The organism is Levilactobacillus brevis (assembly GCA_021383565.1).
In the GTDB taxonomy this organism is placed as follows: Bacteria; Bacillota; Bacilli; order Lactobacillales; family Lactobacillaceae; genus Levilactobacillus; species Levilactobacillus brevis_B.
The window spans coordinates 1,342,735-1,366,828 of sequence record CP079699.1 but is presented as its reverse complement, the minus strand read 5'-3'; the positions used below and the strand labels follow the sequence as shown (position 1 = coordinate 1,366,828).

Here is a 24,094-nt window from a genome sequence, read left to right as displayed (position 1 = left end):
CCACTAGAGTTTGCCAGTAGAATGGACACATTGAGAAAAAGGAGTAAACAGTGATGGATTTAACGGCAGCACAGAAAATTTTAAAAACAACGTTTGGCTACGATGAGTTTCGTCCGGGTCAGCGCGCCGTCATTGAACACGTGATGGCGGGGGAGAACAGTCTGGCCATCATGCCAACGGGTGGAGGGAAGTCTCTGTGTTATCAGATTCCCGCCTTAATGTTTGACGGCATTACCGTCGTGGTCTCACCGCTGATTTCTCTGATGAAGGATCAGGTGGATGCGCTCAACGATAGCGGCATCCCCGCAACGTTTATTAATAGCTCGTTGGACTGGCCGGACATCCAGGAACGCCTAGCTGGTCTGCATAACGGGGCGTATAAATTACTGTACGTGGCGCCCGAACGGCTGGATTCGGCAGCCTTTCTCCAGGCACTGGGTCAGCTGCCGATTGACTTATTAGCGGTCGACGAAGCCCACTGTATTTCCCAATGGGGACACGACTTTCGCCCGAGTTATCTGGCGTTGAGTACGGCGATTGAGCAATTACCGACGCAGCCCCAAGTTCTGGCGCTGACGGCCACGGCGACGACGCAGGTGGCCGCCGACATCTGTCAGCAGTTGCAGATCGACCCACAAAACGAGGTGAACACCGGGTTTGCCCGGGACAATCTCGACTTAACGGTGGTCAAGGACCAGGATACCGACCGCTTTATCCTCGATTATCTGAAAGTCAATCAAGGGGAAACGGGGATCATTTACGCCAGCACACGGAAGGAGGTCATGCGCCTCACAACCTTATTGACCCGGCACCACGTCCAGGCGGCCGCCTATCACGCGGGATTGAGTGATGATGAACGCCGTCAGAATCAAGAAGACTTTCTGTATGACCGAATTCAGGTGATGGTCGCGACCAACGCCTTTGGGATGGGGATCGATAAGAGTAATGTCCGGTTCGTCATTCACGCGCAGGTTCCGGGGACGCTAGAAGCCTACTACCAGGAAGCGGGGCGGGCCGGTCGAGACGGTCTCCCCAGTGAAGCCATTCTGCTCTACCGGGCCCAAGACCTGCAGATTCAACATTTCTTCATTGACCAGTCGGAACGTGACGAGGCCAATAAACAGCGCGAGTACCAGAAGCTTCAGGTGATGAGCCAGTACGCCAATACGCAGGGCTGCCTGCAACAGTTTATTTTGGCCTACTTTGGTGAGGATTCGGCGCCGTGTGGTCGGTGCAGCAATTGCCGTGACGATCGCGAGGCCCAGGACATTACCGTAACGGCGCAAAAGGTTCTGTCGTGCGTGGTTCGACTCCGATCGCGCTTCGGCAAGGGTGTCGTGGCCCAGGTTTTAACGGGCGCACATAATCAACGGATTCGCGACAATCACCTAGAGACCTTGTCCACCTATGGCCTGTTGAACGGTCAGCGGCAGAAGAGCGTCGGCGAACTGATTGATTTCCTGACGGCGGCCGGTTATCTGCAGAGCGTGGGCGGTCAGTACCCGACGTTGTCGATTACCCAGCAGGGGGCCGCCGTCTTGAAGGGGGAACAACAGGTCTTTCGGAAGATGGCACGGCAGGCCAAGCGGTTGGCCCCAGTGGACGACGCGCTCTTTGGCAAACTACGCGAGCTACGCCGACAGCTGGCCGAGGAGCAACACGTGCCACCATTCGTCATCTTCTCCGACAGGTCGCTCCACGACATGTGTGACGTACTACCCCAAAGTGCGGCCGCGTTCCTGGAAGTCAAGGGGGTCGGCCAGAGTAAGCTGGCGAAGTACGGTGAAGCCTTCATGGCCATCATTCGTGACGATCAGGCGGCAGTCGCTGATTAGTCGCTAGGGACATTCTAGTATGTTAGTTGGCTTGACGAATGGTGGCTATTCTTCAGTGGGACCACCGTCGTGATGGGCTTAAATGGTGAATTAGCCGGACCGATACAGCTGAGCGACTGGTCATGTTAATGATTGACCACTCATTTTCCCCATTCTGCTAACCATCTAAAGAATCAATGATTTAGTGGTAACCGGAAACGGGGGTGAAATGGCAGATCATAACAAAAAGGTTATCGGTCTGCTGGGGTCAATTGACATAATTGATCCGGTGAGCTGTCGAACGGAAAGCAGCGTCGGCCTTTAAGAAACTGCGGTCTAGCGTCTATCGGGGCTGGAGATCAAATAACCAAATAAATTTAGCGGCGTCACCAATTGCTGGTGGCGCCGCTTTTTGGCACGTTTTATTTATCCGGATGAATCGTAAAATATTGCTAGAAAACAGATAAATATGTTGTAATCGCTTACATCGTGTGCTACCATTATCCTCATAAATTATGGTGAAGGATTGACGACAAAATGGCGAAAAGTGAATTTCAAAAGATGATGGACCAAGAACTCTACGATGTAAATGACGAAAAGTTAGTGCACGACCGGTTTGCCGCGCGCGACCTCTATGAATCATTGGATCACATTCCCTTCCGCGAGAAGGACCGGGTGACAGCCGTGGTCCAGAAGCTATTTGGTACGGTGGGTAAGAACGTTGAAATTCGGCCGCGGTTCGTCTGTGACTACGGTTACAACATTCACGTGGGTGATAATTTCTTCGCAAACTTCGACTGTATCCTGTTGGACACCAATGAAATTACGATTGGTGACAATGTGCTCTTGGCGCCGCGGGTTCAGATCTATACGGCCGGCCATCCCTTTAATATCGCCGCACGGACCTCGTGGCTGGGGAACGGCGCACCGGTTAAGATCGGCAATAACTGCTGGATCGGCGGCGACGCGGTGATTGTGCCTGGCGTGACGATTGGAAACAACGTGATTGTTGGCGGCGGGTCCGTGGTGACTAAGTCCTTCGGCGATAACGTGGTGATTGCGGGCAATCCGGCCCGGATTATTAAGCATCTCGACGCTGAGGGGAACGTGATCCCGGCCGATAAATAGATTTATCCGAATAAACCAGTGTTAAATTGGCAATTGGGGTAAAATTTGCTATGCTAAGGGTAACCAGATAAATTACGAACAAATTTGTGCCGGCCGATATGGGTGCGGTAAACTTTGCGCAAATGTGGCAAAGCGTTACCAACGGGAGTGCTGCAGTGCAGGTTGGTTGCAAACTATGGGAGAGTAAACATGGAAAATAAATACCAACGGGTCAAGGATTCCCTGAAAGAAGCGATTCTTTCGGGCAAGTATCCCATTGACGAAAAATTACCAACTGAGACGGAACTGATGGAACAGTTTAAGGTTTCACGTTATACTATTCGACGAGCCGTGGGGGACTTGGAGACGGAGCATTTCATTTACCGAATTCAGGGTGGTGGCATGTTCGTTCAGGACTGGCACAAGGACTGGGCGACCGAGAACGATAGTAAGATGATTGGGGTCATCACGACCCACATCGCCGACTACATCTTCCCTCAGATTATCTATGGTATGGACAAGGTGATCTCCGATGGCGGCTATTCACTGCTCCTGGGGAACACGCATAACAACCACGATAAGGAACGCAAGAACCTGATTAACATGCTCAACAGCAAGGTGGCCGGGCTGATCATCGAACCCACGCAGAGTGCCTTACCCAACCCCAATATGGATCTGTATCAGGAGATTAAGGACGACCAGATCCCAGTACTCTTCATTAACGCGGCCTATCCGCAACTAGACTTTCCGTACGTGACGACCGCGGACGTGAGCGCCGAGAAGAAGCTCATTGACCACCTCTTACGCCTGGGGCACGAGAGTATCTTGGGAATCTTTCAAGTGGACGATATTCAGGGCGTGCACCGGATGAATGGGTTTGTTCAGGCGTACCAGGAACATCCCGATATTTCCTATAAGAGCAATCTGATTATGTACCAGTCCGGTGACGACTTCGCCCGGATTACCAGTCGCATCGCCTCCTACCTCAAGGACGCGGAACGGCCGACTGCCATTGCTTGTTACAACGACCAGTTGGCGATTCCCGTCATGGCCTTTGTCAAGGAGCAGGGCTTCCGGGTACCGCAAGATATTTCGATTGTCGGTTTCGATAACTATCAAATGTCGCAGTACATGAGCCCCGGTCTGACCACGCTCAACCATGAAAAGGAAATCATGGGGGAGGATGCTGGCCGGATGATGTTCCAACTGCTCAACAAACAGCCGGTCCAATCCATCACTTATGAACCGGAACTGGTGATTCGTCAGTCCGCGGCGGCACCCAAGTCGGTTTCAGATAGGTTAGGATGAATTTCGAACCAACTTCGGTTATCAGCCCCGAATGGGCAACCAATTTTAAAGCAACCTTAGCGTGCCGCGTCTTGGCACGCTTTTTTTAGTAAATAATTGATTGAACAGGCCGAAAGTGTTGCTGGTTGTGACTGGCCGTTCATCCAGCGGCGAGGTGGTTGAGACGACCCAACACCGCCGGGGCGGTGTTAGATCGTATTTACTAATTATCAAGTGATTAGACCAAATACCGGTGATCAGCCCGCAACAGCGATAAATAAATTTGCGCAAAAACAGATGATCACGAGAATTATTGAGATTGGTACGAGAAACGTAAAACGCTTAACCTAACAACATTCGGAAACGCTTTCAAAAAAGTCGAATCAATCAAAACCGCGTCATATCAAGGGATTTCCCTAAATATTAATCCGCACATAAAAAATAAGTGTTGATTTATGCGTATAAATATAATACACTAAGTTTGTTCAGAAATGAAAACGCTTCACAAAGTTAATCGAAATTTTCGCGCTGGCCGGCCAGTTCGAAAGGGCGATGAAACTAGGTAGCGATTGCATTTCTATCAATAGTTAAGTGGGAAAAGCCATTATTTGTTTTTTATCTTTACCCCTTTAAACTTAGGAGGAACGAAATTTGGAAGCGAAAGCGAAAAAGAAAGTCTCAAGTGGTTTCATATTCTTCTTTGGATCATTTGGTGGAATTCTGTTCGGTTACGATATCGGTGTTATGACCGGTGCCTTACCATTCTTGAAGACCGACTGGGCCTTAACCAACGCCTCATTAATCGGTTGGGTAACGTCATCAGTTATGTTCGGTGCCATCTTCGGTGCCGCAATTGCCGGTCAATTAGCCGATAAATTAGGTCGGCGGCGGATGATTCTGATGTCATCCTTAATCTTCGCCATTGGGTCAATCCTTTGTGGATTCTCTCCTAACGGTGGGACTTACTACTTAATCGGGATGCGGATCTTCTTAGGGTTAGCCGTTGGTGCTGCCTCCGCCTTAGTCCCAGCCTACATGTCAGAAATGGCACCGGCACGGTTACGTGGTAGTTTGTCCGGGATTAACCAGACGATGATTGTTTCTGGGATGTTAATCTCCTACATCGTCGACTTCGTATTGAAGGACTTACCTGGGAACTTATCATGGCGGTTAATGTTAGGTTTGGCTTCTGTGCCTGCCTTCATCCTCTTCGCCGGTGTTCTCCGGTTACCTGAATCTCCACGTTTCTTAATCAAATCTGGTAAGTTAGACGAAGCACGGACGGTTCTGTCCTACGTTCGTAAGCCAGACGAAGTTGAACCAGAAGTTAAGTCAATTCAAGATACTGCTAAGACTGAAGAAAATAACTTGGAAAAGACCTCATGGGCAACCTTGTTCAACGGCAAGTACCGCTACTTGGTTATCGCCGGTGTTGGGGTCGCTGCCTTCCAGCAATTCCAAGGGGCCAACGCGATCTTCTACTACATTCCATTGATTGTTGAAAAGGCAACTGGGAATGCCGCAAGTTCTGCTCTGATGTGGCCAATCGTTCAAGGTGTTCTGTTAGTTCTTGGGTCATTACTCTACATCTGGATTGCTGAAAAATTCAATCGTCGGACGTTGTTAACCATGGGTGGTACGGTTATGGCTTTGTCCTTCCTGTTACCAGCTATCATTAACAAGTTAGTTCCTAACGCAAGTCCAATGATGATCGTTGTCTTCTTATCTATCTACGTTGCATTCTACTCATTCACTTGGGCACCACTTACCTGGGTTCTGGTTGGTGAAATCTTCCCATTGGCTATCCGGGGCCGTGCATCTGGTTTAGCTTCATCCTTTAACTGGATCGGTTCATGGGCTGTTGGTTTGATCTTCCCAATCATGACGGCTGCAATGTCACAAGAAGCTGTGTTCGCTGTCTTCGGTGTTATCTGTGTCTTGGGTGTTCTGTTCATCCGCTTCTGTGTTCCAGAAACGCGTGGTCACACTCTTGAAGAAATCGAAGCACGTGGGACTGCTCATGCTGCCAAGAAAGAAGCAGCTAACAACTAGTAATTCTCGATTTTAAAATTATTGGGAGGTAAGTTAAATGAACTTAGTTGAAACGACTCGCGCTATCGAAGCCGGTGAGGTTTCCTTAGGGATTGAGTTAGGTTCAACCCGGATTAAAGCGGTATTGGTCACCGATGACTTCAATACCATCGCCTCAGGCAGTTATGTTTGGGAAAACCGCTTTGAAGACGGTGTCTGGACATACCCGATCGACGAAGTTTGGACCGGGATCCAACAAAGCTACACGCAAATGGCTGCTGATGTTCAAAGCAAGTACCACAGTGCCTTGACCAAGATTAGTGCCGTTGGGGTTAGTGCCATGATGCATGGTTACTTGGCCTTCGATAAGAGTGGCGAACTGTTGGTTCCATTCCGGACTTGGCGGAACAACATCACGGAACAATCCGCTGATGAATTGACCAAGTTGTTCGATTTCAACATTCCACAACGGTGGAGTATTGCCCATCTGTACCAAGCTATCCTGAATGGTGAAGACCACGTACGTAACGTCAACTTCATCACTTCATTGGCTGGGTATGTCACTTGGAAATTATCTGGCGAAAAGGTCTTGGGTGTTGGGGATGCTTCCGGTGTCTTCCCAATCGATGACAAGACGGGCTCTTACGACAAGACGATGCTGGAGAAGTTCAGCAACCTCGATAACGTTAAGCAGTACCCTTGGGACATCGAAGACATTCTGCCAAAGATCTTGCCAGCTGGTAAGGTTGCCGGTCATTTGACGGCTGACGGGGCTAAGCTCCTGGATGCTAATGGCAACTTGGAAGCCGGTTCTGTGATGGCACCACCTGAAGGGGATGCTGGTACCGGGATGGTTGGTACGAACAGTGTGCGGAAGCGGACTGGGAATATCTCCGTTGGGACCTCATCCTTCTCCATGAACGTCTTGGACAAGCCGCTGACTAAGGTTTACCGCGATATCGATATCGTGATGACGCCAGATGGCTCACCCGTAGCCATGGTCCACATTAACAACTGTTCTTCAGATATTAATGCTTGGGCAAGCATCTTCAACGAATTTGCGCAACGACTCGGGGTTGACCTGAAGCCAGACCGGTTGTACGAAACGCTCTTCTTGGAAGCAGCCAAGGCTGATCCAGAGGCCGGTGGTTTGGTGAACTACAGTTATCAATCTGGTGAAAACATCACCAAGATTAAGGCTGGCCGTCCATTATTCGTTCGGACACCAAACAGCAAGTTTAGCTTACCTAACTTCATGCAAACGCAGTTATACGCTGCCTTTGCACCACTGAAGATTGGGATGGACATCTTGATTAATCAAGAACACGTTCATACCGATGTGATGATTGCCCAAGGTGGTTTGTTCCGGACACCAGTTATTGGTCAACAAGTCTTGGCCAATGCGTTGAACGTTCCAATCACTGTTATGAGTACTGCCGGCGAAGGTGGTCCATGGGGGATGGCGGTCTTAGCTGTTTATGCTAAGCGCGATACCGATGAATCACTGGAAGACTTCTTGGATCAAGAAGTGTTCACCAACCCAGAATCCATGACGCTGAGCCCAGAACCTGAAGGGGTTGCGGGTTACCAGAAGTTCATCGAAAAGTATCAAGCTGGCTTGCCGGTGGAAGCTGCCGCTGGCGATGCAATTAGCGACTAAGAGAGGAAGTTAATTGAATGTTAGAGGAATTAAAGCAAGAGGTTTATGAAGCCAACATGAAGCTGCCTAAGCTTGGCCTGGTTACCTTTACTTGGGGTAACGTTTCCGGGATTGACCGGGAAAAGGGTCTGTTCGTCATCAAGCCTTCTGGGGTTGATTACGACAAGCTGAAGCCTAGCGACTTGGTCGTCGTAAACTTGAAAGGTGAAGTTGTTGAAGGGGATATGAACCCATCCAGCGACACACCAACGCATACGGTACTTTACAACGCATTTCCAAATATCGGTGGGATTGTGCACACGCACTCTCCATGGGCCGTCTCATTCGCTGGCGCCAACTTAGACGTTCCAGCCATGAACACGACGCACGCCGACACGTTCTACGGTGATGTTCCAGCGGCCGATGCTTTGACCAAGGAAGAGATCGAAGAAGACTACGAAGGCAATACGGGTAAGACCATTGTCAAGACCTTCAAGGAACGTGGTTTGGACTACGAAGCAATTCCAGCTGCCTTAGTCAGTCAACACGGACCATTTGCCTGGGGACCAACCGCAGACAAGGCTGTGTACAACGCCAAGGTCTTGGAAGTTGTTGCTGAAGAGGATTACCACTCCATGCAATTGACCCACAAGAACCTGGAATTACCACAATATCTGTTGGATAAGCACTATTACCGTAAGCACGGTAAGAACGCTTATTATGGGCAAAACAATGCCAAGTCGCAGAGTCATGCGACGCGTGAATAATTAGGTATCATGCTTTACTAACAATCATATATAGAAGGAGTGCTTAAATTATGTTATCAGTTCCTGATTATGAATTTTGGTTTGTTACCGGTAGTCAACATCTCTATGGTGAAGAACAATTAAAGTCCGTTGCCAAAGACGCACAAGACATCGCTGACAAGTTAAACGCCAGCGGCAAGTTACCTTACAAGGTTGTCTTCAAGGATGTTATGACGACTGCTGAAAGCATCACTAACTTCATGAAGGAAGTTAACTACAACGATAAGGTTGCCGGGGTTATTACCTGGATGCACACGTTCTCTCCAGCCAAGAACTGGATCCGTGGGACTGAATTGTTGCAAAAGCCATTACTCCACTTGGCTACGCAATACTTAAACAACATTCCATACGCTGACATTGACTTTGATTACATGAACTTGAACCAAAGTGCGCATGGTGACCGTGAATATGCTTACATCAATGCTCGCTTGAAGAAGAACAACAAGATCGTTTACGGCTACTGGGGCGACGAAGCAGTTCAAGACAAGATTGCTGCTTGGGAAGACGTTGCAGTTGCTTACAACGAAAGCTTCAAGGTTAAGGTTGCACGTTTCGGAGACACTATGCGTAACGTTGCCGTTACTGAAGGTGACAAGGTACAAGCACAAATCCAAATGGGCTGGACTGTTGACTACTACGGTATCGGTGACTTAGTTGAAGAAATCAACAAGGTTAAGGATGCTGACATCGACAAGGAATACGCCGACTTGGAAAGCAAGTACACGATGGTTCAAGGCGACAACGATGCTGAGACTTACAAGCACTCAGTACGTGTTCAATTGAAGCAATACCTTGGGATCAAGAGCTTCTTGGAAAAGGGTGGCTACACTGCCTTCACCACGAACTTCGAAGACCTCTGGGGTATGGAACAACTCCCTGGCTTAGCTGCACAATTGTTAATTCGTGACGGTTATGGCTTCGGTGCCGAAGGTGACTGGAAGACCGCTGCGCTTGGCCGTGTCATGAAGATCATGTCCCACGGTAAGAAGACGGCCTTCATGGAAGACTACACGCTTGACTTACGTAAGGGCCACGAAGCTATTCTTGGTTCTCACATGCTGGAAGTTGACCCTACGATCGCTTCCGACAAGCCTCGTGTTGAAGTTCACCCATTGGATATCGGTGGTAAGGCTGACCCTGCACGTCTGGTCTTCACTGGTTCAGAAGGTGACGCCATTGACGTTACGGTTTCTGACTTCCGTGATGGCTTCAAGATGATCAGCTACGCCGTTGACGCTCACAAGCCAGAGGCTGAAACCCCTAACTTGCCAGTTGCTAAGCAACTCTGGACGCCAAAGGTTGGCCTTGAAAAGGGTGCCTTAGCTTGGATGCAAGCCGGTGGTGGTCACCACACCATGCTCTCATTTGCTCTGACTGAAGAACAAATGGAAGACTTTGCAACCATGGTTAACATGAACAAAGCATTCATCAAATAGTCATTAACGACTGATAAAGACGGTTGGGGTTGCCGAGAGCGGCCTCGACCGTTTTTATTTCTGAAGCTTCAGGATATGAGGAGGAAGAGAAAATATGGGAAAAACAGAACAAGAAAAAATGGTTGCCGGTGAACTCTTTGACGTCTACGATGACGAGCTTGTTGCGCAACGGGGTGCCGCTAGAAAGCAAGTCGAAGCCATCAATGCCTTAGGCGAAAGCGATCCTGAACAAACCGAAAAACTGGTCAAGAAGCTCTTCGGTTCTACCGGTAAGGACGTCAGTGTGCACGCCGACTTCAAGTGTGACTATGGCTACAACATCTACGTGGACGAGGACTTCTTCGCCAACTATGACTGTGTCATGCTGGACGTGGCGCCCATTCGCATTGGAAAGCACTGCTTACTCGGACCGAAAGTTCAGATCTACTCCGTTAACCACCCAGCCGATCCGAAGCTGCGGCGCAACGGAGCCATGGGCATTGGCCGGCCCGTGACCTTGGGCGATGACGTCTGGGTTGGTGGCGGTGCCATCATCTGCCCAGGGGTCACGTTAGGCAATAACGTGATCGTTGGTGCTGGTGCCGTGGTTACCAAGTCCTTTGGCGACAACGTGGTCGTTGCCGGGAATCCAGCCCGGGTCGTCAAGCACTTGGATTAAGCGCATAATATCAGGTTTAAGCCCGAGAAACTAGGGTTAATCAGCAAGTCGTTATGAAGTGGCTCATCAGAGCGTTTCCATTCCTAATGGATGGGGATTCTGATGAGCCGCTTTTTTTGCGCGCAAGAGTCAAATTTCGAAAAAAGTTTTTAAAGCAAACGGTTGCTTTCATACCGGGATTTAGCGGAGAAAGCGCTTTGAAAAATCATCCGCATAATAAAATCAGTTATTGATTTATCCGTATAAGTGTTTTAAACTACTTGTATTGCGTTTGTGAAAACGTTTTACCTAATTCGCGGTAACGACTGCTTTTCCTGACGTTGAAACAGCAATTATAATTTATCGGACCAATTGCAAACTGGTCCGATTCGGCAGAGAGAACAACGTAGAGATATTGGGAGGTTTTTTGAGTGAAAGGCAACAAGAAAATTTCAAGCGGTTACATCTACTTCTTCGGGTCCTTCGGGGGCATCCTGTTTGGTTATGACATTGGGGTCATGACGGGCGCCTTGCCATTTTTGGAAACGGACTGGAGCTTATCCAACGCCACGCTGATTGGCTGGATTACGTCGGCCGTCATGTTCGGTGCCATCTTCGGGGGTGCCATCTCCGGTCAGCTTTCAGATAAGCTGGGGCGGCGGAAAATGATTCTGATCTCAGCGCTGATCTTTGCGCTGGGTTCACTGATGTCCGCCATGGTTCCCAACATGGGCGAATATTACTTAATTGGCGTCCGAATCTTCCTCGGATTGGCCGTGGGGGCCGCTTCGGCGCTGGTCCCAGCCTATATGTCGGAAATGTCACCGGCACGCCTACGCGGCCGTTTAACGGGGATTAACCAGACGATGATCGTGTCGGGGATGCTCATCTCGTACGTGGTCGACTTTCTTTTGAAAGGGTTGCCAGAGGCCTTTGCTTGGCGTCTGATGTTGGGTTCTGCAGCGGTGCCAGCGATCATCCTGTTCGCTGGAGTGCTCCGTTTGCCGGAATCTCCACGCTTCTTGATCAAGAGTGGTCAGTTAGACGCCGCGCGGACAGTGTTAAGCTACATTCGTCCGGCCGATGAGATTGAAACGGAAATGACCACGATTCAAAGCACGGCTAAAACGGAAAGTGCGGCCGCTAAGAATACGTCATGGGCCACGTTATTTTCTGGGAAATACCGGTACCTGGTCATCGCCGGGGTAGGTATCGCCGCCTTTCAACAGTTCCAAGGTGCTAACGCCATCTTCTACTACATCCCTCTGATCGTCCAACAGGCGACGGGGAGTGCCGCTAGCTCCGCACTGATGTGGCCAATTATCCAAGGGATTATCCTGGTGGTTGGGTCACTGGTCTTCTTGTGGATTGCCGATAAATTCAACCGGCGGACACTGTTGATTCTGGGGGGCGCCGTCATGGGTCTATCCTTCCTGTTGCCAGCCTTCTTGAACGTGACGCGACTCAACAGCAACCCCATGTTGATTGTGGTCTTCCTATCCATCTACGTGGCATTTTACTCCTTCACGTGGGCACCGTTGACCTGGGTGCTGGTCGGGGAAATCTTCCCACTGGCTGTTCGGGGCCGTGCCTCCGGTCTGGCTTCATCATTTAACTGGATTGGGTCCTTCGCAGTTGGGTTGTTATTCCCAGTGATGACGGCCGCCATGTCCCAAGAAGCCGTCTTTGCCATCTTCGGGATTATCTGCCTGCTAGGGGTCGCGTTCGTCCGCTTCTGCGTTCCAGAAACCAAGGGTCGCACGTTGGAAGAAATCGAACAACAAGGGACACACGCTAAAAACACGGAGAACTTAGAAACTTCAGACGACTATGTAGAATAGAACTTAAAAAGGCGTTGACCGACGAGAAGCTTCCCGTTAGTCAACGTCTTTTGCGTATAGGTAGGATTCACTGATGGAAGCCGGCTTCCGGACTAAACAAAGCGAACAATTGCCGTATGAACTAGTGCCAGATTGTGGTGGGGTTCGACTGTGCTCCGATTTTTTGGGGGAGCATCTACAGCGTGCCATGGCGAACGGTAAGGCAGTGTAGCCATGCAGCCAGAATCCCTGGCAGCCGGAGGCGACGTGACATCCGCTGTTAGATCAAGCAGACCCAACTGCCCATGCCGAGCAAGCCGACCGCGACCAGCGTAAAGATGACCAATAAAACCCGCGTATCCTGGTCACCCGTCTTGTTAGTTTGTGGAAATAACTTAAAGAGAACAAAGACCAACAATACAATTCCCGCCAGTAAAATAAGCGTCCCCGTTAAGATGTTGTGTGACATCATCATGATTTTCTCCCCCTTTGATGGTTTCTATTATACCGACTTGGAGTGGAAAAGGGTGAAATAACTCCCGTCAATTCTGCGGCTATGTTAAAATATATCGTGATTGGAAGATTTTCCACTTAAGAAACGTCGCTGGAAGTGTTGACGCGGCGTTTCGCCAGACAAATCAGCATACGAGGGGTGACGAGAATGATTGATAAGCTTGAAGTAAGTGCCAGCGCCTTATGGTTAACGCCTAAGGAGCAGGGCGTCGTCCGGATCGGGTTTGCCGATGATGGGCGTGAGTTGTTGGGCCCCGTTCAGAAGATTTCGTGGCAGGTCACGACCGGTCGCGTCCACCTGGGAACCCCGTTCTTGATTGTTAGCGGTGCAAACGAAGAGTTGACGCTTCATTTTCCTTTCGCTGGGCGCATTGTGCGGATCAACGAGGGATTGGCGAGTCACCCGGAATGGCTGAATAATCGCAATGACGACCTCGACTGGATGGTCGATCTGATCGATGAGTAGAAGGGAAATTGTTGCATGGACTTAACTTGGCAAGTAATAACGCCGGTGACTAGCCTCAAGCGGTTCCTGAACCAGCAGGGCGTTAGTCATCGCGTTTTTAGTGATTTAAAACAACATGGGACGATCAAGGTCAACGGTGCGGTGGTAACGCCGGCCGTGACGCTCAACGTGGGCGATACGGTGACCGTTCAACTCCCCGCCGAGGTGGCCGATCCGGCGGTGGCGGTAAGCACTGAACCAATTCAGATTTTATTCGAGAATCGAGACTGGCTGGTGGTCGATAAACCAGCGGGACTCAACGTGGTTCCCGGCCCCGCCAACCGGACGGATACGCTGGTGAATCGGATTAAGGGGCACTGGGCGGCGATTCAGGCCGAAAACCAAGTTCCCCATATCTTGACGCGTCTCGACCGCTTTACGAGCGGCGTGGTCTGGGTGGCCCGACACCGGCTGGCCAATAGCTTAGCCAGTCAGTTGCAGGCCCAAAAGCAGGTGGACAAACGGTATCTAGCCGTGGTTAGCGGCCAATTGACCCAGGACCACGGCACGATTGATGCGCCGCTCGCGAGTGATCCCGCGGGGTACAATCAGATGGTCTCGCCGGCCGGCAAACCCGCGCTGACGGAGTATTGGGTACAGGAACGCTTCGCTCAGGCGACGGTCGTGGCCGTTAAGCTACATACGGGTCGGACGCACCAGATTCGCGCCCACTTTGCCTACCTGGACCACCCGTTGATTGGTGATCACCTGTATGGTGGTCCCGAGATGGGGGGAATGATGCGGCAGGCGTTGCACGCGCGGTCGTTAAGTTTTAGCGATCCATTTACTCGGGAGAAACGGACCTTCGAGAGTCCGGTACCGGCCGATTGGCAAGACTTACTCACGCAATTAAGGAGTGAATAGCGATGGCAGATGAACAGGGGCTACGTTGCCTCGTTGACGGGGAACCCGTCAATCTCGAGGGGAGCCTGCAGCTCTCAGAGCTAGAGGTGGGCCTGAGAAACCGGATTAAGCGGGATTACCCGCAGAGTAAGGCCGGGGACTATATCTGTGGACACCACCTGTTAAAATACCGTCTGGAGCACGTGGACGCCCTGATTAATGCGGACATGAAGCAGACGCGCAAGATTAATCAGAAGCTGACTAAGGCGCTACAGAGCGATGATTACGATATTATTGACGTGAACGATTCCCTCAAGGAAAGCCTGACGTTTGGCCAGAAGGTGTCGGACGACGTGGCTCGGTTTGGCGGGTCCTGGGGCTTTATCTTCGTGTTTATGTTCGTTCTGATCGGCTGGATGCTGGTCAACGGGCTTCATTTGTTTGGGGTGAACTTTGACAACTACCCCTTCATTCTGTTAAATTTAGTGTTAAGCTGTGTGGCGGCGATTCAGGCGCCCATCATCATGATGAGTCAGAACCGCTCGGCCGACCGTGACCGGATGATGGCCGAAAACGACTATCATGTGAACCTAAAGTCGGAGCATGAGCTACGCTTACTCCACGCCAAGGTCGATCATTTAGCACAGAATCAGGTCCCCCACACCATGGAGATCGCACGATTTCAGTTAGAAATTTTAGGTGAAATTCGACAAGAACTGGCCGAGTTGCGCGCACGCGATGCGCAGAGCGATTCGGCAAAACGAAGGGAGTCTCACCATGAGGACATGGATCACAGCTAGCGTCTTATTTGCCGTTGGCTTGGTTTTTGGCAAACGTGCCGCCGTTAGACGCGCACATTAGGGTTAAAATTGTGGGATGGTTCGGTTGCGTCGGCGAAATTAGTCGGCCGTGCCCGAGTCCCGTCCAGTCAGGGATACGGGTGGCACCCTATCAAATCCGTTGACAAAGTTAGGATCCTCCGTTAGGCTAGTGAGAGAACTAGAAATGGAGGATTTTTTGTGATAATACGCGAGGCGCAACCAGCGGACGCCCCTCAGATAGCGCCGCTGATGAACTTGATCTACGATGAGATGGAACTGACCGACTTGGAAGACGTTCCCGAACCCGACTTACTAAAGGCCATTACGGCGGCGTACCGCACCCGGACTTATTTATCCGGGCCGGCAACCACGGTGGTGGCCGAGGCCGATGGCCAAGTCGTGGGGATGGCATTCGGCTATCCCGGAGAACGAGAAGAGACCGTGGACGATGTCTTTACGCAAATCACCGCTAAGAGTGCAGCGTTTGATGTTCCCTTTGAGACCCAGTCGGAGACGGCCAAGGGTGAGTGGTATCTGGACTCACTGGCGGTATCGCCCGATCATCAGGGTCAGGGAATTGGTCACCAATTGTTACAGGCGTTACCTTACTACGCCCGGCGCGACAATCAGGCCGTCATTGGCTTGAACGTTGATCTGGAGAACCCGGATGCTATGCGGCTCTATGAACGCATGGGCTACGAGGTATCTGGCAAGCAAATGATTGGGGACCATCACTACTATCACATGCAACTGGAGATTGGCCAACGCGCTAAGGTTGCGAATTAATTAGAGACTTGAAAGTGGGACCAGGGCGGCTGCCTTGGTCCCTTTGCGTTAACCGTAAACCCTGGTATACTAGTGATTACTGATAACGAAAGAACGATTCGAGGAGGAACTGTACCGATGAAGGATAATCTACAATTAGGCGATGATGAATTTGCCCAGATGATGTTGGTGTTGAAGCAACCCGTTACCCAGGCCAACCACAAGGAATTCAAGTTTCTGGATGGCACCGAGACCGGTGAAATGCAGGAGATTGCGCCTGATATCTGGGCCATGCCCGCGTACATGCAGGCCGACGATGACTTCACCATGTTTTTCCTGACCACGCAGATTGAGTCGGGCGAGACGGTCATGGCCTTCGCGACGGGTGAGATGGCGGATGGCAACTTCCGTTTGAGCCAACCATTGGTGACCGGTGCCGGCTTGAACCTGTTGAATGAGCAACAACCTGACCGGGCTAAACGCGTCCTGAAATTTTTGAACGATATTTCCAAGGCGGACGAAGGCAATTGGCGAATGGTGGATTAATCCCATAGCAATTGTGGGGCACCATGATTCAGCCACTAGAGACGATTTCTCTTGACAAGTTGGTAAATTCCACCGTATAATTAACAAAATTTAGTTCCTTTAACATCGTCCCGTGAGGCGGTGAAGGGTTCGACTTCCGGCGATAGCTGGGCTAATTGGGCGAGCACGCTTCCTTACGGGACGGGCGCGTCTTTTTTTATATATTTTGAACTGGAGGTCGTAGAGCATGAAAGAACCATCACGTTACCGGAATCCCGATGCGTTGATTGATATTTGGGAACGTCCGAGTTGGGGGCAGTGGTTTGGGTTGTCCCTGCAGCATTTATTCTCGATGTTTGGTTCCACCGTGTTAGTGCCCATTTTGGTGGGGTTAAATCCTGGGATTGCGTTGTTTAGCTCCGGGGTCGGCACACTGATGTACATTCTGATCACGCGGGGAAAGATTCCCGCCTACATGGGGTCGAGTTTCTCGTTCATCGTTCCCATGGTGGCGTTGATGAAGACCACGGGCTATCCCGGCATCGCTCAGGGGACCATGGCCGTGGGGCTAGTTTACCTGATTGTGGCCGTGGTGGTCGCACTGGTCGGTTCGGACTGGATCAACAAGGTCTTACCGCCAATCGTGGTCGGGCCGATGATTATGGTGATTGGGCTGTCACTGGCCGGTAGCGCTGCGCAGAAGGCTACGGTAGATAGCAACGGTACCTACCACTGGCAATTCTTCCTGGTGGCCATGGTGACCTTGCTCCTGACGGTGGCCTTCAACCTGTATCTCAAAGGGTTCCTGGGCCTGATTCCGATTCTCTTGGGAATTGTCTTCGGCTATCTCGTCGGCGCATTCGCCGGACTGGTGAACTTCCAGCCGGTCATGGACGCGGCCTGGTTCCAGCTACCGAAGTTTGAATTTCCCGGCGTCAGTTACCCGCTGCATTTCTATTGGGGGGCCGTCCTGAGCCTCGCCCCGATTGCCTTTGTCACCATGACGGAGCACATCGGGCACATCACGGTGTTAAACGAACTGACGCACCGTAACTTCTTCGAAGATCCCGGTCTCCATCACACGTTAGCTGGGGATGGGCTGGCCTCGATTGTCGCCAGTCTGGTCGGGGGCCCGCCCGTAACGTCCTACGGTGAAAACGTGGGCGTGTTGGCGATTACCCGGGTACACAGTGTCTACGTCCTGATTGGTGCCGCGATGTTTGCCGTCATCTTCAGTTTTGTTGGCAAGCTGAGTGCGTTGATTGAAAGTATTCCTAACCCGGTCATCGGGGGAATTAGTTTCCTGCTGTTCGGGGTGATTGCCTCCAGTGGGATGCGGATTCTGATTGAAAAGCACGTGGACTTCAACAAGCGCCGCAACCTGATGATCGCCTCGGCCATTCTGGTCATTGGGATCGGTAATGCCTACCTCAAGTTGGGCCAGTACGAATTTTCTGGATTGGCCGTGGCGGCCGTGCTAGGAATTGCGCTGAATTTGATTTTACCTAAGGATATTTAAGCTATTATTAATGAAAAAACGTTGCCGACACCTTTGCGTCAGCAACGTTTTGCATTTTCAGAAGAAGGGTGACTCACTTACCCATTAACCGCCGATCGAAAAGTAGCGGAGTACTGCCATCGCCATGATGCCCACAACCACGACCATCAGGAGACTCTTGGTCAGAATACCGGCGATGGTGGCGGGGATGGCCGCCAGACAGTTGGCGACGTTGAGGGTCGCCAAGTGGCCAGGATTGGCGACGAAAAGACTCTGACAGCACAGCGCCGTCATGATGGTAATCGGCACGAAGGTGAGAAAGTCAATCAGCCACGCCGGCATCTTGACCTGTTTGACAAAGGCAAAGGGGAGCACCCGCGAAGCCACGGTGATGACGCCGCAGCCCAGAATAGCCCACAGTTCAGTTAGTGTTATCGACATTTTTTCATCTCCATTCCAAAGAGGCACCCGGCGACCGTGGCCACCAGCAGGGCAAAGTTTTGGCTCATCACGGCAATCATGAAGTAGTAGACCAGTGCCACGAAGAGCATGACCATTAACTGAAGCGAAAGGCCGAGATGCCGATCGCTGATTAGCTGGAGGTAGACCAGCCCGATGAACATCGCGGTCAGGGCGAAGTTGAAGCCAAACTGGGTGGGGTTGGCAATCATTCCCCCCAGGATAGCGCCGACAATGGTGGCCACGCCCCAGACCAGATAGGCGACGAGGTTGGCCGCGGATTGCCAGGCAAAGCTGAGTTTTCCCTGCGTCCGGTTCTGTTTATTCATCGCCAAAGCAAAGGTTTCGTCGGTAACCAGCGTCCCAATCAGCAGATTCTTGAAAAGCGATTCGTGCCGAAAGTATTGGGCTAGACTGGTACTCATCAGAATCATCCGGGAGTTCACCAAGAAAGTCGAGATAAAGATGGCGGACAGCGGGTCGTGGAGGAGCAGCATGCTGGTAATGATGAATTGGGCGGAGCCGGCGTAAACGATAAAGGACATGCCGGCGACAACCAGGAGACTTAGATGGCTGGTGTGCGCGACGATACCGAAGGCGAGGCCGACCCCAATGTAGCCAAAAACCGTCGGCAAGACGTCGCGGACGCCGGTCTTGAAGGTTAGCGATGGACCCATAGACAGACTTCCTCTCATGAAATATTAATAAAGTTATTTTCCAGTTTATCGCTATCTGGGATGAAGGTAAACCCGTAATGACAATTGTTTGGCGGCCAATTGAAAATAAGAAAACTTATCGCCAAACGGCCGTTGAATGAGAAGAAACAGGCGACTTTAAGAAAGGGCTTACAAAAAGTTATCATCCCCTAAAAATTAACTCGGAAAGTCCCCAATCAATTTGACATAAATACCGCCACTAAAGGGATAAGAGTCAACATTATTGGCCTAGTCCAGTCTGCAATTAAAATGTAAAATTTCTGTGAAAAATACTTAGCTTAAAAGGGTTGCTTTTTATTCACGGCGGTTGTATGATACTCTCATTAACGAAGAAGAAAGCGGGGTAAAGATGATGAAGATGAACTTAACTGAACTGGCAAAGGCGGCTAATGTTGATGCCAGCCGAATCACGGAATACGTTCAGCATGGCTTGCTAGGGACGGACCACTCTGCAACGGAATTTGACGATTCGGATCTCTACTGGATCGATATGATTCAGTGTTTTCAGGATAACGGGACGTCTTTAGATGACTTATCCGGATTGTTGCCACGATGCCGGAAGGGCCAATCTCGACTCATGCAAGTTTAGTAACAAACGTGTAAATATAGCTCCAGATAACGCCGTGCGGTTGAGCCGCAGGCGTTATTTTTTTGCCCAAAATTGAAGGCTGAAAGTTTGCGAATAAGCTCCATTCCCCAACTGGCAAGGTTTACCGCCATTAAACTAGTCATCAACACAGCCAGAGATTCCGGCGCTGTGGGGGACCGCCTGCGGTCTTCACGGCAGAAATTCTGACCAGCACAGCAAAAAAGGCAATCACCACGATGGATGATTGCCTCGGCGTTACCGGTTATTCAGCCTTAACTTGTTTAATCAGCTGTTGCATGGCCTTGGCCTGATAAGCGGCTGCGGCTTGCTGGGTAACTTTCTTCTGTTCTGCTGCGGACATGGTGGGGTTTTTGGTCATCGCTGCCATGACTTGTTGCTTGACGTAGGCAGTGGCGGCCGTCTTTTGCTTAGCCTTGAAGGCCTTGGAGCTGGCCATCTTCTGGAGCTTCTTGGCTTGCTGAGCACTCAGCACCGTCCAATTCTTGTTGATGTAAATGGTATTGGTTTCCTTGACGTACTTGTGACCGTTGCCGGAGAGGCCAAACCAGAAACTGTACATATCATTCTTATATTCGCGATACACCTTTTTCGTGACGATCCGGTTCGCCCCGGTCGTCCGTTTAACCACGTTCTTGGTGGTCACCTTAGCGGCGGTGTGGCGAGTCTTCTTGGCGTTAGCACTGGTCTTATAGACGTAGACCTGATGCTTGTCGGCAGTGCCGATAGATTGGTAAATCATCATCGGCATTTGCTTAGAAGGTGAAGCCGAGTAAATCTTTTGCGTCGACGTGGTCGTGACGTTGTGCAGGCCATAGTGGTCGTGGTCGTTCTTCACCATGAAGAAGACACTGGTGAGCAGGCCGATAATGGCAAGCACCGTCAGACTATTGGCGAGTACCCGGTTGGACAGGTACACGTAGAAAATAAAAGCGAGAACCGCACAGAGCACTAATGTAATGACAATCACTTGGCGGCACCTCCTTTGATAGAATCTTCATCCGCCATGTGGACGGAGTGGGTACCCTTTAACTGGAAGGCCACGAACAAGGCAACAACGCTGAAACCGATGGCAATCCAGAAGGCAGCGTGATAACCATTCAACGTTGCGTTGATGGCCCGTGAGGCATAGCTCAGGGGATTCGTGGTTAAGACGTGCTTAGCGGGCATACTGTTCTTGGTCACGTTCGTCAAGACACTGACCATGATGGCGGTCCCGACAGAACTAGCCACTTGCCGTTGCGTGTTGTTGACGGCGGTCCCATGAGAAATCATGTTCATCGGCAGAGCGTTCATCCCGGCAGTCGTTGCGGGCATCATGACCATGGCAATCCCAAACATCCGGATGGCGTAGAGAATCACGATGTACAGCGTCGACGTATCCTTGGTAATCCAAACGAAGGGCAGCGTCCCGATCGTCAGGAGGAACATCCCCATCGTGGCTAAGCGTTTCGCCCCGAAGCGGTCAAATGCCCGTCCGGTAATGGGGCTCATGATCCCCATCATGAGGGCCCCGGCTAACAGCGTCAGTCCGGAATGGAAGGCCGACATCCCTTTAACCATTTGGAGGTAGAGGGGAATAACCATTTCAACCCCAACCATGGCCATGTTAACCACGGAACTCAGGATGGCGGAAACGGTGAATTGCTTGGACTTGTAAACCCGGAAGTTCAAGAACGGATCGTCCATGACGAGTTGGCGCCAAACGAATAATCCGACGAAAATAAAACCGATGATTAAGGTAGAAAGGACCTTGACGCTACCCCAGCCGTCGTCACCCACGGAGGAGAAGCCGTATAGCATACTCCCAAATCCGATGGTCGACAGGATGGCGGATAAGACGTCTAACGGTTCCTTCCGCGTTTCCAGCACGCTGCGCATGATCCAGAAGCTAGCGATAATCACGACGGCGACGATTGGAATGATCATGCCGAAAAGGTCACGCCACGTCCAGTTGTCGATGACCCACCCAGATAGGGTTGGCCCGATGGCTGGCGCCAGACCAATAACGATTCCGGCCAGACCCATGGCAGTTCCCCGCTTATTGGCTGGGAAGATGGTCAGCATCATCGTCTGGAGGAGTGGCATGGAAACCCCGACCCCGACAGCCTGAATCAACCGGCCAGCCAATAACATTGGGAAGTTAACGGCGGCCCAACAAGTAATCGTCCCGACCAAGAAGGTGGTCATGGCACTGATGTACAAAACCTTGGAGCTAATTGTGTTTAGCAGCCAAGCACTAATGGGAATCATAATCCCGTTGACTAACAGAAATCCCGTGGTCAACCATTGAACGGTTGAGGTCGAGACATCGAAGGCCTTCATTAAGGTTGGAAAGGCCGTACTTAAAATAGTTTGGTTTAAAACGGTACAGAAAGTCCCAATTAATAGGAGCACAACCAGGAGGTTCCGGTTGTAGGGCTTGCCGTTTGTATCAACTGTTGCATTTCCCAAAGTAATTCCCTCTTTTTCCTAAAATTAATTCTGGAATCACTATACGCAGAATGAACTAATTTGTCAACTAGCTTGACATGCTTTTTAAAATATATATACTGGTTGGAGAAAAGTGAACAACGTTTTTAGATTTGTTCATAAAAATAACAAGCGATTTCATTGTAGATAGAACGGCATTTGTAAATTTGAATATTTTTGAAGAAAGTGGGTGATGGGTCATGAATAATGATGAAACGGAATTAATAAAAAAATTTCCTGTCGAACATTTAGTACTGGGAATTGGCGACGTCGCGGAAGCAACCGGGGTGTCGCAGAGTCAACTTCGCTACTGGGAACGCAAGGGGTATATTCACAGCCGCGAGGTCGGGGACCGCAAGAACCGTAAATTTAGCTATAAGACGCTGCTCAGGGTCCAGCAGATTAAAACCCTGCAGGATGAGGGATTAACGTTGGTGGCGGCTGTCAAGCAGTCGCAACGGCGGGATGCCTTGTTCGATGCACTACGGTCCTTTGTTGACGGGCGGTTCATGGACGTCCACATGGCGGACGACGATCAGATTCAGATTGGCTTGGGCCAGTTTGATCCGGACCCGTCCCAGGAGTTAATTGCGGAGAGAACCAACGGCAAGTGGCATTTTAAGCTGAGTCCAGTCGGGAAATAGGCGTATTTGATTGTTTATCGGCGGTAACAATGGTAATCTGAAGTCACGGGAGGTTCTTCATGTCCCGGGCAGAAAAAACTTTCGATACCAATCGATCTTCTGGCTGGATTGGTGGTCAATCATGTTGTTGACGTGTTGTGAAACCAGGCGAATAACCATGAGTAATAGCGCGTTTATCTCGCGCATGGACTACGGCGGCACAAGCTGACGTAAGCAATCGTGAAACCTAAACGACGTGTTTTTTGAAAAATTGAAACTGGTTTTGATTTTTCGCTCGCCCGGGGACGGCTCCCGTTGCGGTCGGTCAAGTTTAGAAAGTTCTTGACTGATCGCTTTTTTTGCGGCCATTTTTCGCCGCACGGCCCGCGTTAGTTGGTGAAAAGTCCGTGAGAAAATGAAAGAAAAATTGGTGCTGAGAAGTCCCCTGAAAGCTATAGAGCCGGCGTTTTCATTTGTGCCATTTTGCACAGAAGAAAAAAGTTGGTCAAAATGGTTGTATTTCGTCGCCAGCGTGTTAAGATAACAAAATCGCTTTAAACCAAAAACATGAAGGATGGTGTTACACATGCTGTTACGACAAGCTACTATGGCGGACTTACCACAAATTGAATCAATCATTCGTGATGGTCGTGAATTATTGGCGGCCCAAGCAATTGATCAATGGCAGGGAGCCTATCCCAACACTGCGGTCTTAGTTGACGACATTCACCAAGGGTGGACGGTCGTGTTGGAAGAAAACAACGAAATTTTGGGGACTGCCGCAATTATTCCGGGCGAAGACCCAACGTACAAACAGATTGAGGGCCAGTGGCTGACCAAACAGGCGCCGTATCTGGCGATTCATCGTGTAGCCGTATCCAGCCATCATCATGGTCGGGGCCTCGCCGGTGAATTGTTCAGTCGGCTTTTCGAACAGATTGACCAGTCCGCAGATATCGAGAGCATCCGGATTGATACGCACCCTCAAAATATGGCGATGCAACACGTCATCAAGAAGAATGGTTTCACGGAAACCGGGACGATTGATTTGGCGGCGGTCGACATGCCAGGCGTTAAGGACTTCGCGTACGAACGGCTGACGGCAAATGTTCGCCCGACGCACGTGGTTCATTCCGTGACGACGAAGTAGGGTCGTCTCAAGACTAGGGT

Annotated in this window: 23 protein-coding genes; 18 read left to right on the top strand and 5 right to left on the bottom strand. The window is 50.6% G+C overall.

What is annotated here, in order from left to right; genetic code table 11:
• Positions 1–53 precede the first annotated feature (53 nt).
• The 9 genes from recQ to KB236_06405 all read left to right on the top strand — a co-directional run bounded on the left by recQ (position 54) and on the right by KB236_06405 (position 12,598).
• The gene (recQ, locus tag KB236_06445; protein ID UIF28196.1) at positions 54–1,835 is read left to right on the top strand and encodes a DNA helicase RecQ; all 1,782 of its coding nucleotides are present in this window, start codon (positions 54–56) and stop codon (positions 1,833–1,835) included.
• Between the two features lie 516 nt (positions 1,836–2,351).
• Entirely contained in the window at positions 2,352–2,942 is a 591-nt protein-coding gene (locus KB236_06440; protein UIF28195.1) for a sugar O-acetyltransferase, read from the top strand.
• A gap of 189 nt (positions 2,943–3,131) precedes the next feature.
• Complete coding sequence (locus KB236_06435; GenBank protein UIF28194.1) at positions 3,132–4,229, top strand: GntR family transcriptional regulator; 1,098 nt, start codon at positions 3,132–3,134, stop codon at positions 4,227–4,229.
• Positions 4,230–4,859: 630 nt separating this feature from the next.
• On the top strand, positions 4,860–6,260 hold the full coding sequence (locus KB236_06430) for a sugar porter family MFS transporter (GenBank protein UIF28193.1): 1,401 nt from the start codon (positions 4,860–4,862) through the stop codon (positions 6,258–6,260).
• 37 nt (positions 6,261–6,297) lie between these two features.
• Positions 6,298–7,899, top strand: coding sequence for an FGGY-family carbohydrate kinase (locus KB236_06425; GenBank protein ID UIF28192.1), 1,602 nt, complete (start codon positions 6,298–6,300; stop codon positions 7,897–7,899).
• Positions 7,900–7,916: 17 nt separating this feature from the next.
• Positions 7,917–8,645, top strand: a complete 729-nt coding sequence (locus KB236_06420; protein ID UIF28191.1) for an L-ribulose-5-phosphate 4-epimerase — start codon at positions 7,917–7,919, stop codon at positions 8,643–8,645.
• 50 nt (positions 8,646–8,695) lie between these two features.
• Complete coding sequence (araA, locus tag KB236_06415; GenBank protein ID UIF28190.1) at positions 8,696–10,120, top strand: L-arabinose isomerase; 1,425 nt, start codon at positions 8,696–8,698, stop codon at positions 10,118–10,120.
• Positions 10,121–10,214: 94 nt separating this feature from the next.
• Positions 10,215–10,778: a sugar O-acetyltransferase gene (locus KB236_06410; GenBank protein ID UIF28189.1), complete on the top strand. Its 564-nt coding sequence runs from the start codon at positions 10,215–10,217 to the stop codon at positions 10,776–10,778.
• A 410-nt stretch (positions 10,779–11,188) separates the two neighbouring features.
• On the top strand, positions 11,189–12,598 hold the full coding sequence (locus tag KB236_06405; GenBank protein UIF28188.1) for a sugar porter family MFS transporter: 1,410 nt from the start codon (positions 11,189–11,191) through the stop codon (positions 12,596–12,598).
• 259 nt (positions 12,599–12,857) lie between these two features.
• Here the strand turns inward: KB236_06405 and KB236_06400 are convergent, their stop codons facing one another.
• Positions 12,858–13,052, bottom strand: coding sequence for a hypothetical protein (locus tag KB236_06400; protein UIF28187.1), 195 nt, complete (start codon positions 13,050–13,052; stop codon positions 12,858–12,860).
• A gap of 186 nt (positions 13,053–13,238) precedes the next feature.
• Here KB236_06400 and KB236_06395 point away from each other — a divergent pair, with 186 nt between their 5' ends.
• From KB236_06395 to KB236_06370, 6 genes are all read left to right on the top strand, one after another.
• Positions 13,239–13,556 (top strand): glycine cleavage system H protein (lipoate-binding), encoded by a 318-nt coding sequence (locus tag KB236_06395; GenBank protein UIF28186.1) that lies wholly within the window; start codon positions 13,239–13,241, stop codon positions 13,554–13,556.
• 15 nt (positions 13,557–13,571) lie between these two features.
• Positions 13,572–14,459 carry an RluA family pseudouridine synthase gene (locus KB236_06390; GenBank protein UIF28185.1) on the top strand — a complete coding sequence of 296 codons (888 nt, stop codon included), beginning with the start codon at positions 13,572–13,574 and terminating at the stop codon, positions 14,457–14,459.
• 2 nt (positions 14,460–14,461) lie between these two features.
• A complete protein-coding gene (locus KB236_06385; GenBank protein UIF28184.1) occupies positions 14,462–15,238 on the top strand; it encodes a DUF1003 domain-containing protein in 777 nt (258 codons plus the stop codon).
• A gap of 270 nt (positions 15,239–15,508) precedes the next feature.
• On the top strand, positions 15,509–16,045 hold the full coding sequence (locus tag KB236_06380; GenBank protein UIF30311.1) for a GNAT family N-acetyltransferase: 537 nt from the start codon (positions 15,509–15,511) through the stop codon (positions 16,043–16,045).
• 117 nt (positions 16,046–16,162) lie between these two features.
• A complete protein-coding gene (locus KB236_06375; protein UIF28183.1) occupies positions 16,163–16,570 on the top strand; it encodes a hypothetical protein in 408 nt (135 codons plus the stop codon).
• A 226-nt stretch (positions 16,571–16,796) separates the two neighbouring features.
• Positions 16,797–18,068: an NCS2 family nucleobase:cation symporter gene (locus KB236_06370; GenBank protein UIF28182.1), complete on the top strand. Its 1,272-nt coding sequence runs from the start codon at positions 16,797–16,799 to the stop codon at positions 18,066–18,068.
• 84 nt (positions 18,069–18,152) lie between these two features.
• On the opposite strand, the gene KB236_06365 is transcribed toward KB236_06370, so the two are convergent.
• Entirely contained in the window at positions 18,153–18,488 is a 336-nt protein-coding gene (locus tag KB236_06365; GenBank protein ID UIF28181.1) for an AzlD domain-containing protein, read from the bottom strand.
• Complete coding sequence (locus KB236_06360; protein ID UIF28180.1) at positions 18,479–19,183, bottom strand: AzlC family ABC transporter permease; 705 nt, start codon at positions 19,181–19,183, stop codon at positions 18,479–18,481. Before KB236_06360 ends, KB236_06365 begins: the two co-directional genes overlap by 10 nt.
• A gap of 388 nt (positions 19,184–19,571) precedes the next feature.
• Between KB236_06360 and KB236_06355 the strand changes: the two genes are divergently transcribed.
• A complete protein-coding gene (locus KB236_06355; GenBank protein UIF28179.1) occupies positions 19,572–19,811 on the top strand; it encodes a helix-turn-helix domain-containing protein in 240 nt (79 codons plus the stop codon).
• A gap of 262 nt (positions 19,812–20,073) precedes the next feature.
• Here KB236_06355 and KB236_06350 read toward each other — a convergent pair whose 3' ends face one another.
• Both KB236_06350 and KB236_06345 read right to left on the bottom strand, forming a co-directional pair.
• Positions 20,074–20,799: a DUF4811 domain-containing protein gene (locus KB236_06350; GenBank protein ID UIF28178.1), complete on the bottom strand. Its 726-nt coding sequence runs from the start codon at positions 20,797–20,799 to the stop codon at positions 20,074–20,076.
• Positions 20,796–22,283 carry a multidrug efflux MFS transporter gene (locus KB236_06345; protein ID UIF28177.1) on the bottom strand — a complete coding sequence of 496 codons (1,488 nt, stop codon included), beginning with the start codon at positions 22,281–22,283 and terminating at the stop codon, positions 20,796–20,798. The genes KB236_06350 and KB236_06345 overlap by 4 nt, the downstream gene beginning before the upstream one ends.
• A 218-nt stretch (positions 22,284–22,501) precedes the next feature.
• On the opposite strand from KB236_06345, the gene KB236_06340 reads away from it, so the two are divergent.
• Both KB236_06340 and KB236_06335 read left to right on the top strand, forming a co-directional pair.
• Entirely contained in the window at positions 22,502–22,945 is a 444-nt protein-coding gene (locus tag KB236_06340) for a MerR family transcriptional regulator (GenBank protein UIF28176.1), read from the top strand.
• Between the two features lie 565 nt (positions 22,946–23,510).
• Positions 23,511–24,074 (top strand): GNAT family N-acetyltransferase, encoded by a 564-nt coding sequence (locus KB236_06335; GenBank protein ID UIF28175.1) that lies wholly within the window; start codon positions 23,511–23,513, stop codon positions 24,072–24,074.
• The last annotated feature ends 20 nt before the right edge of the window (positions 24,075–24,094 follow it).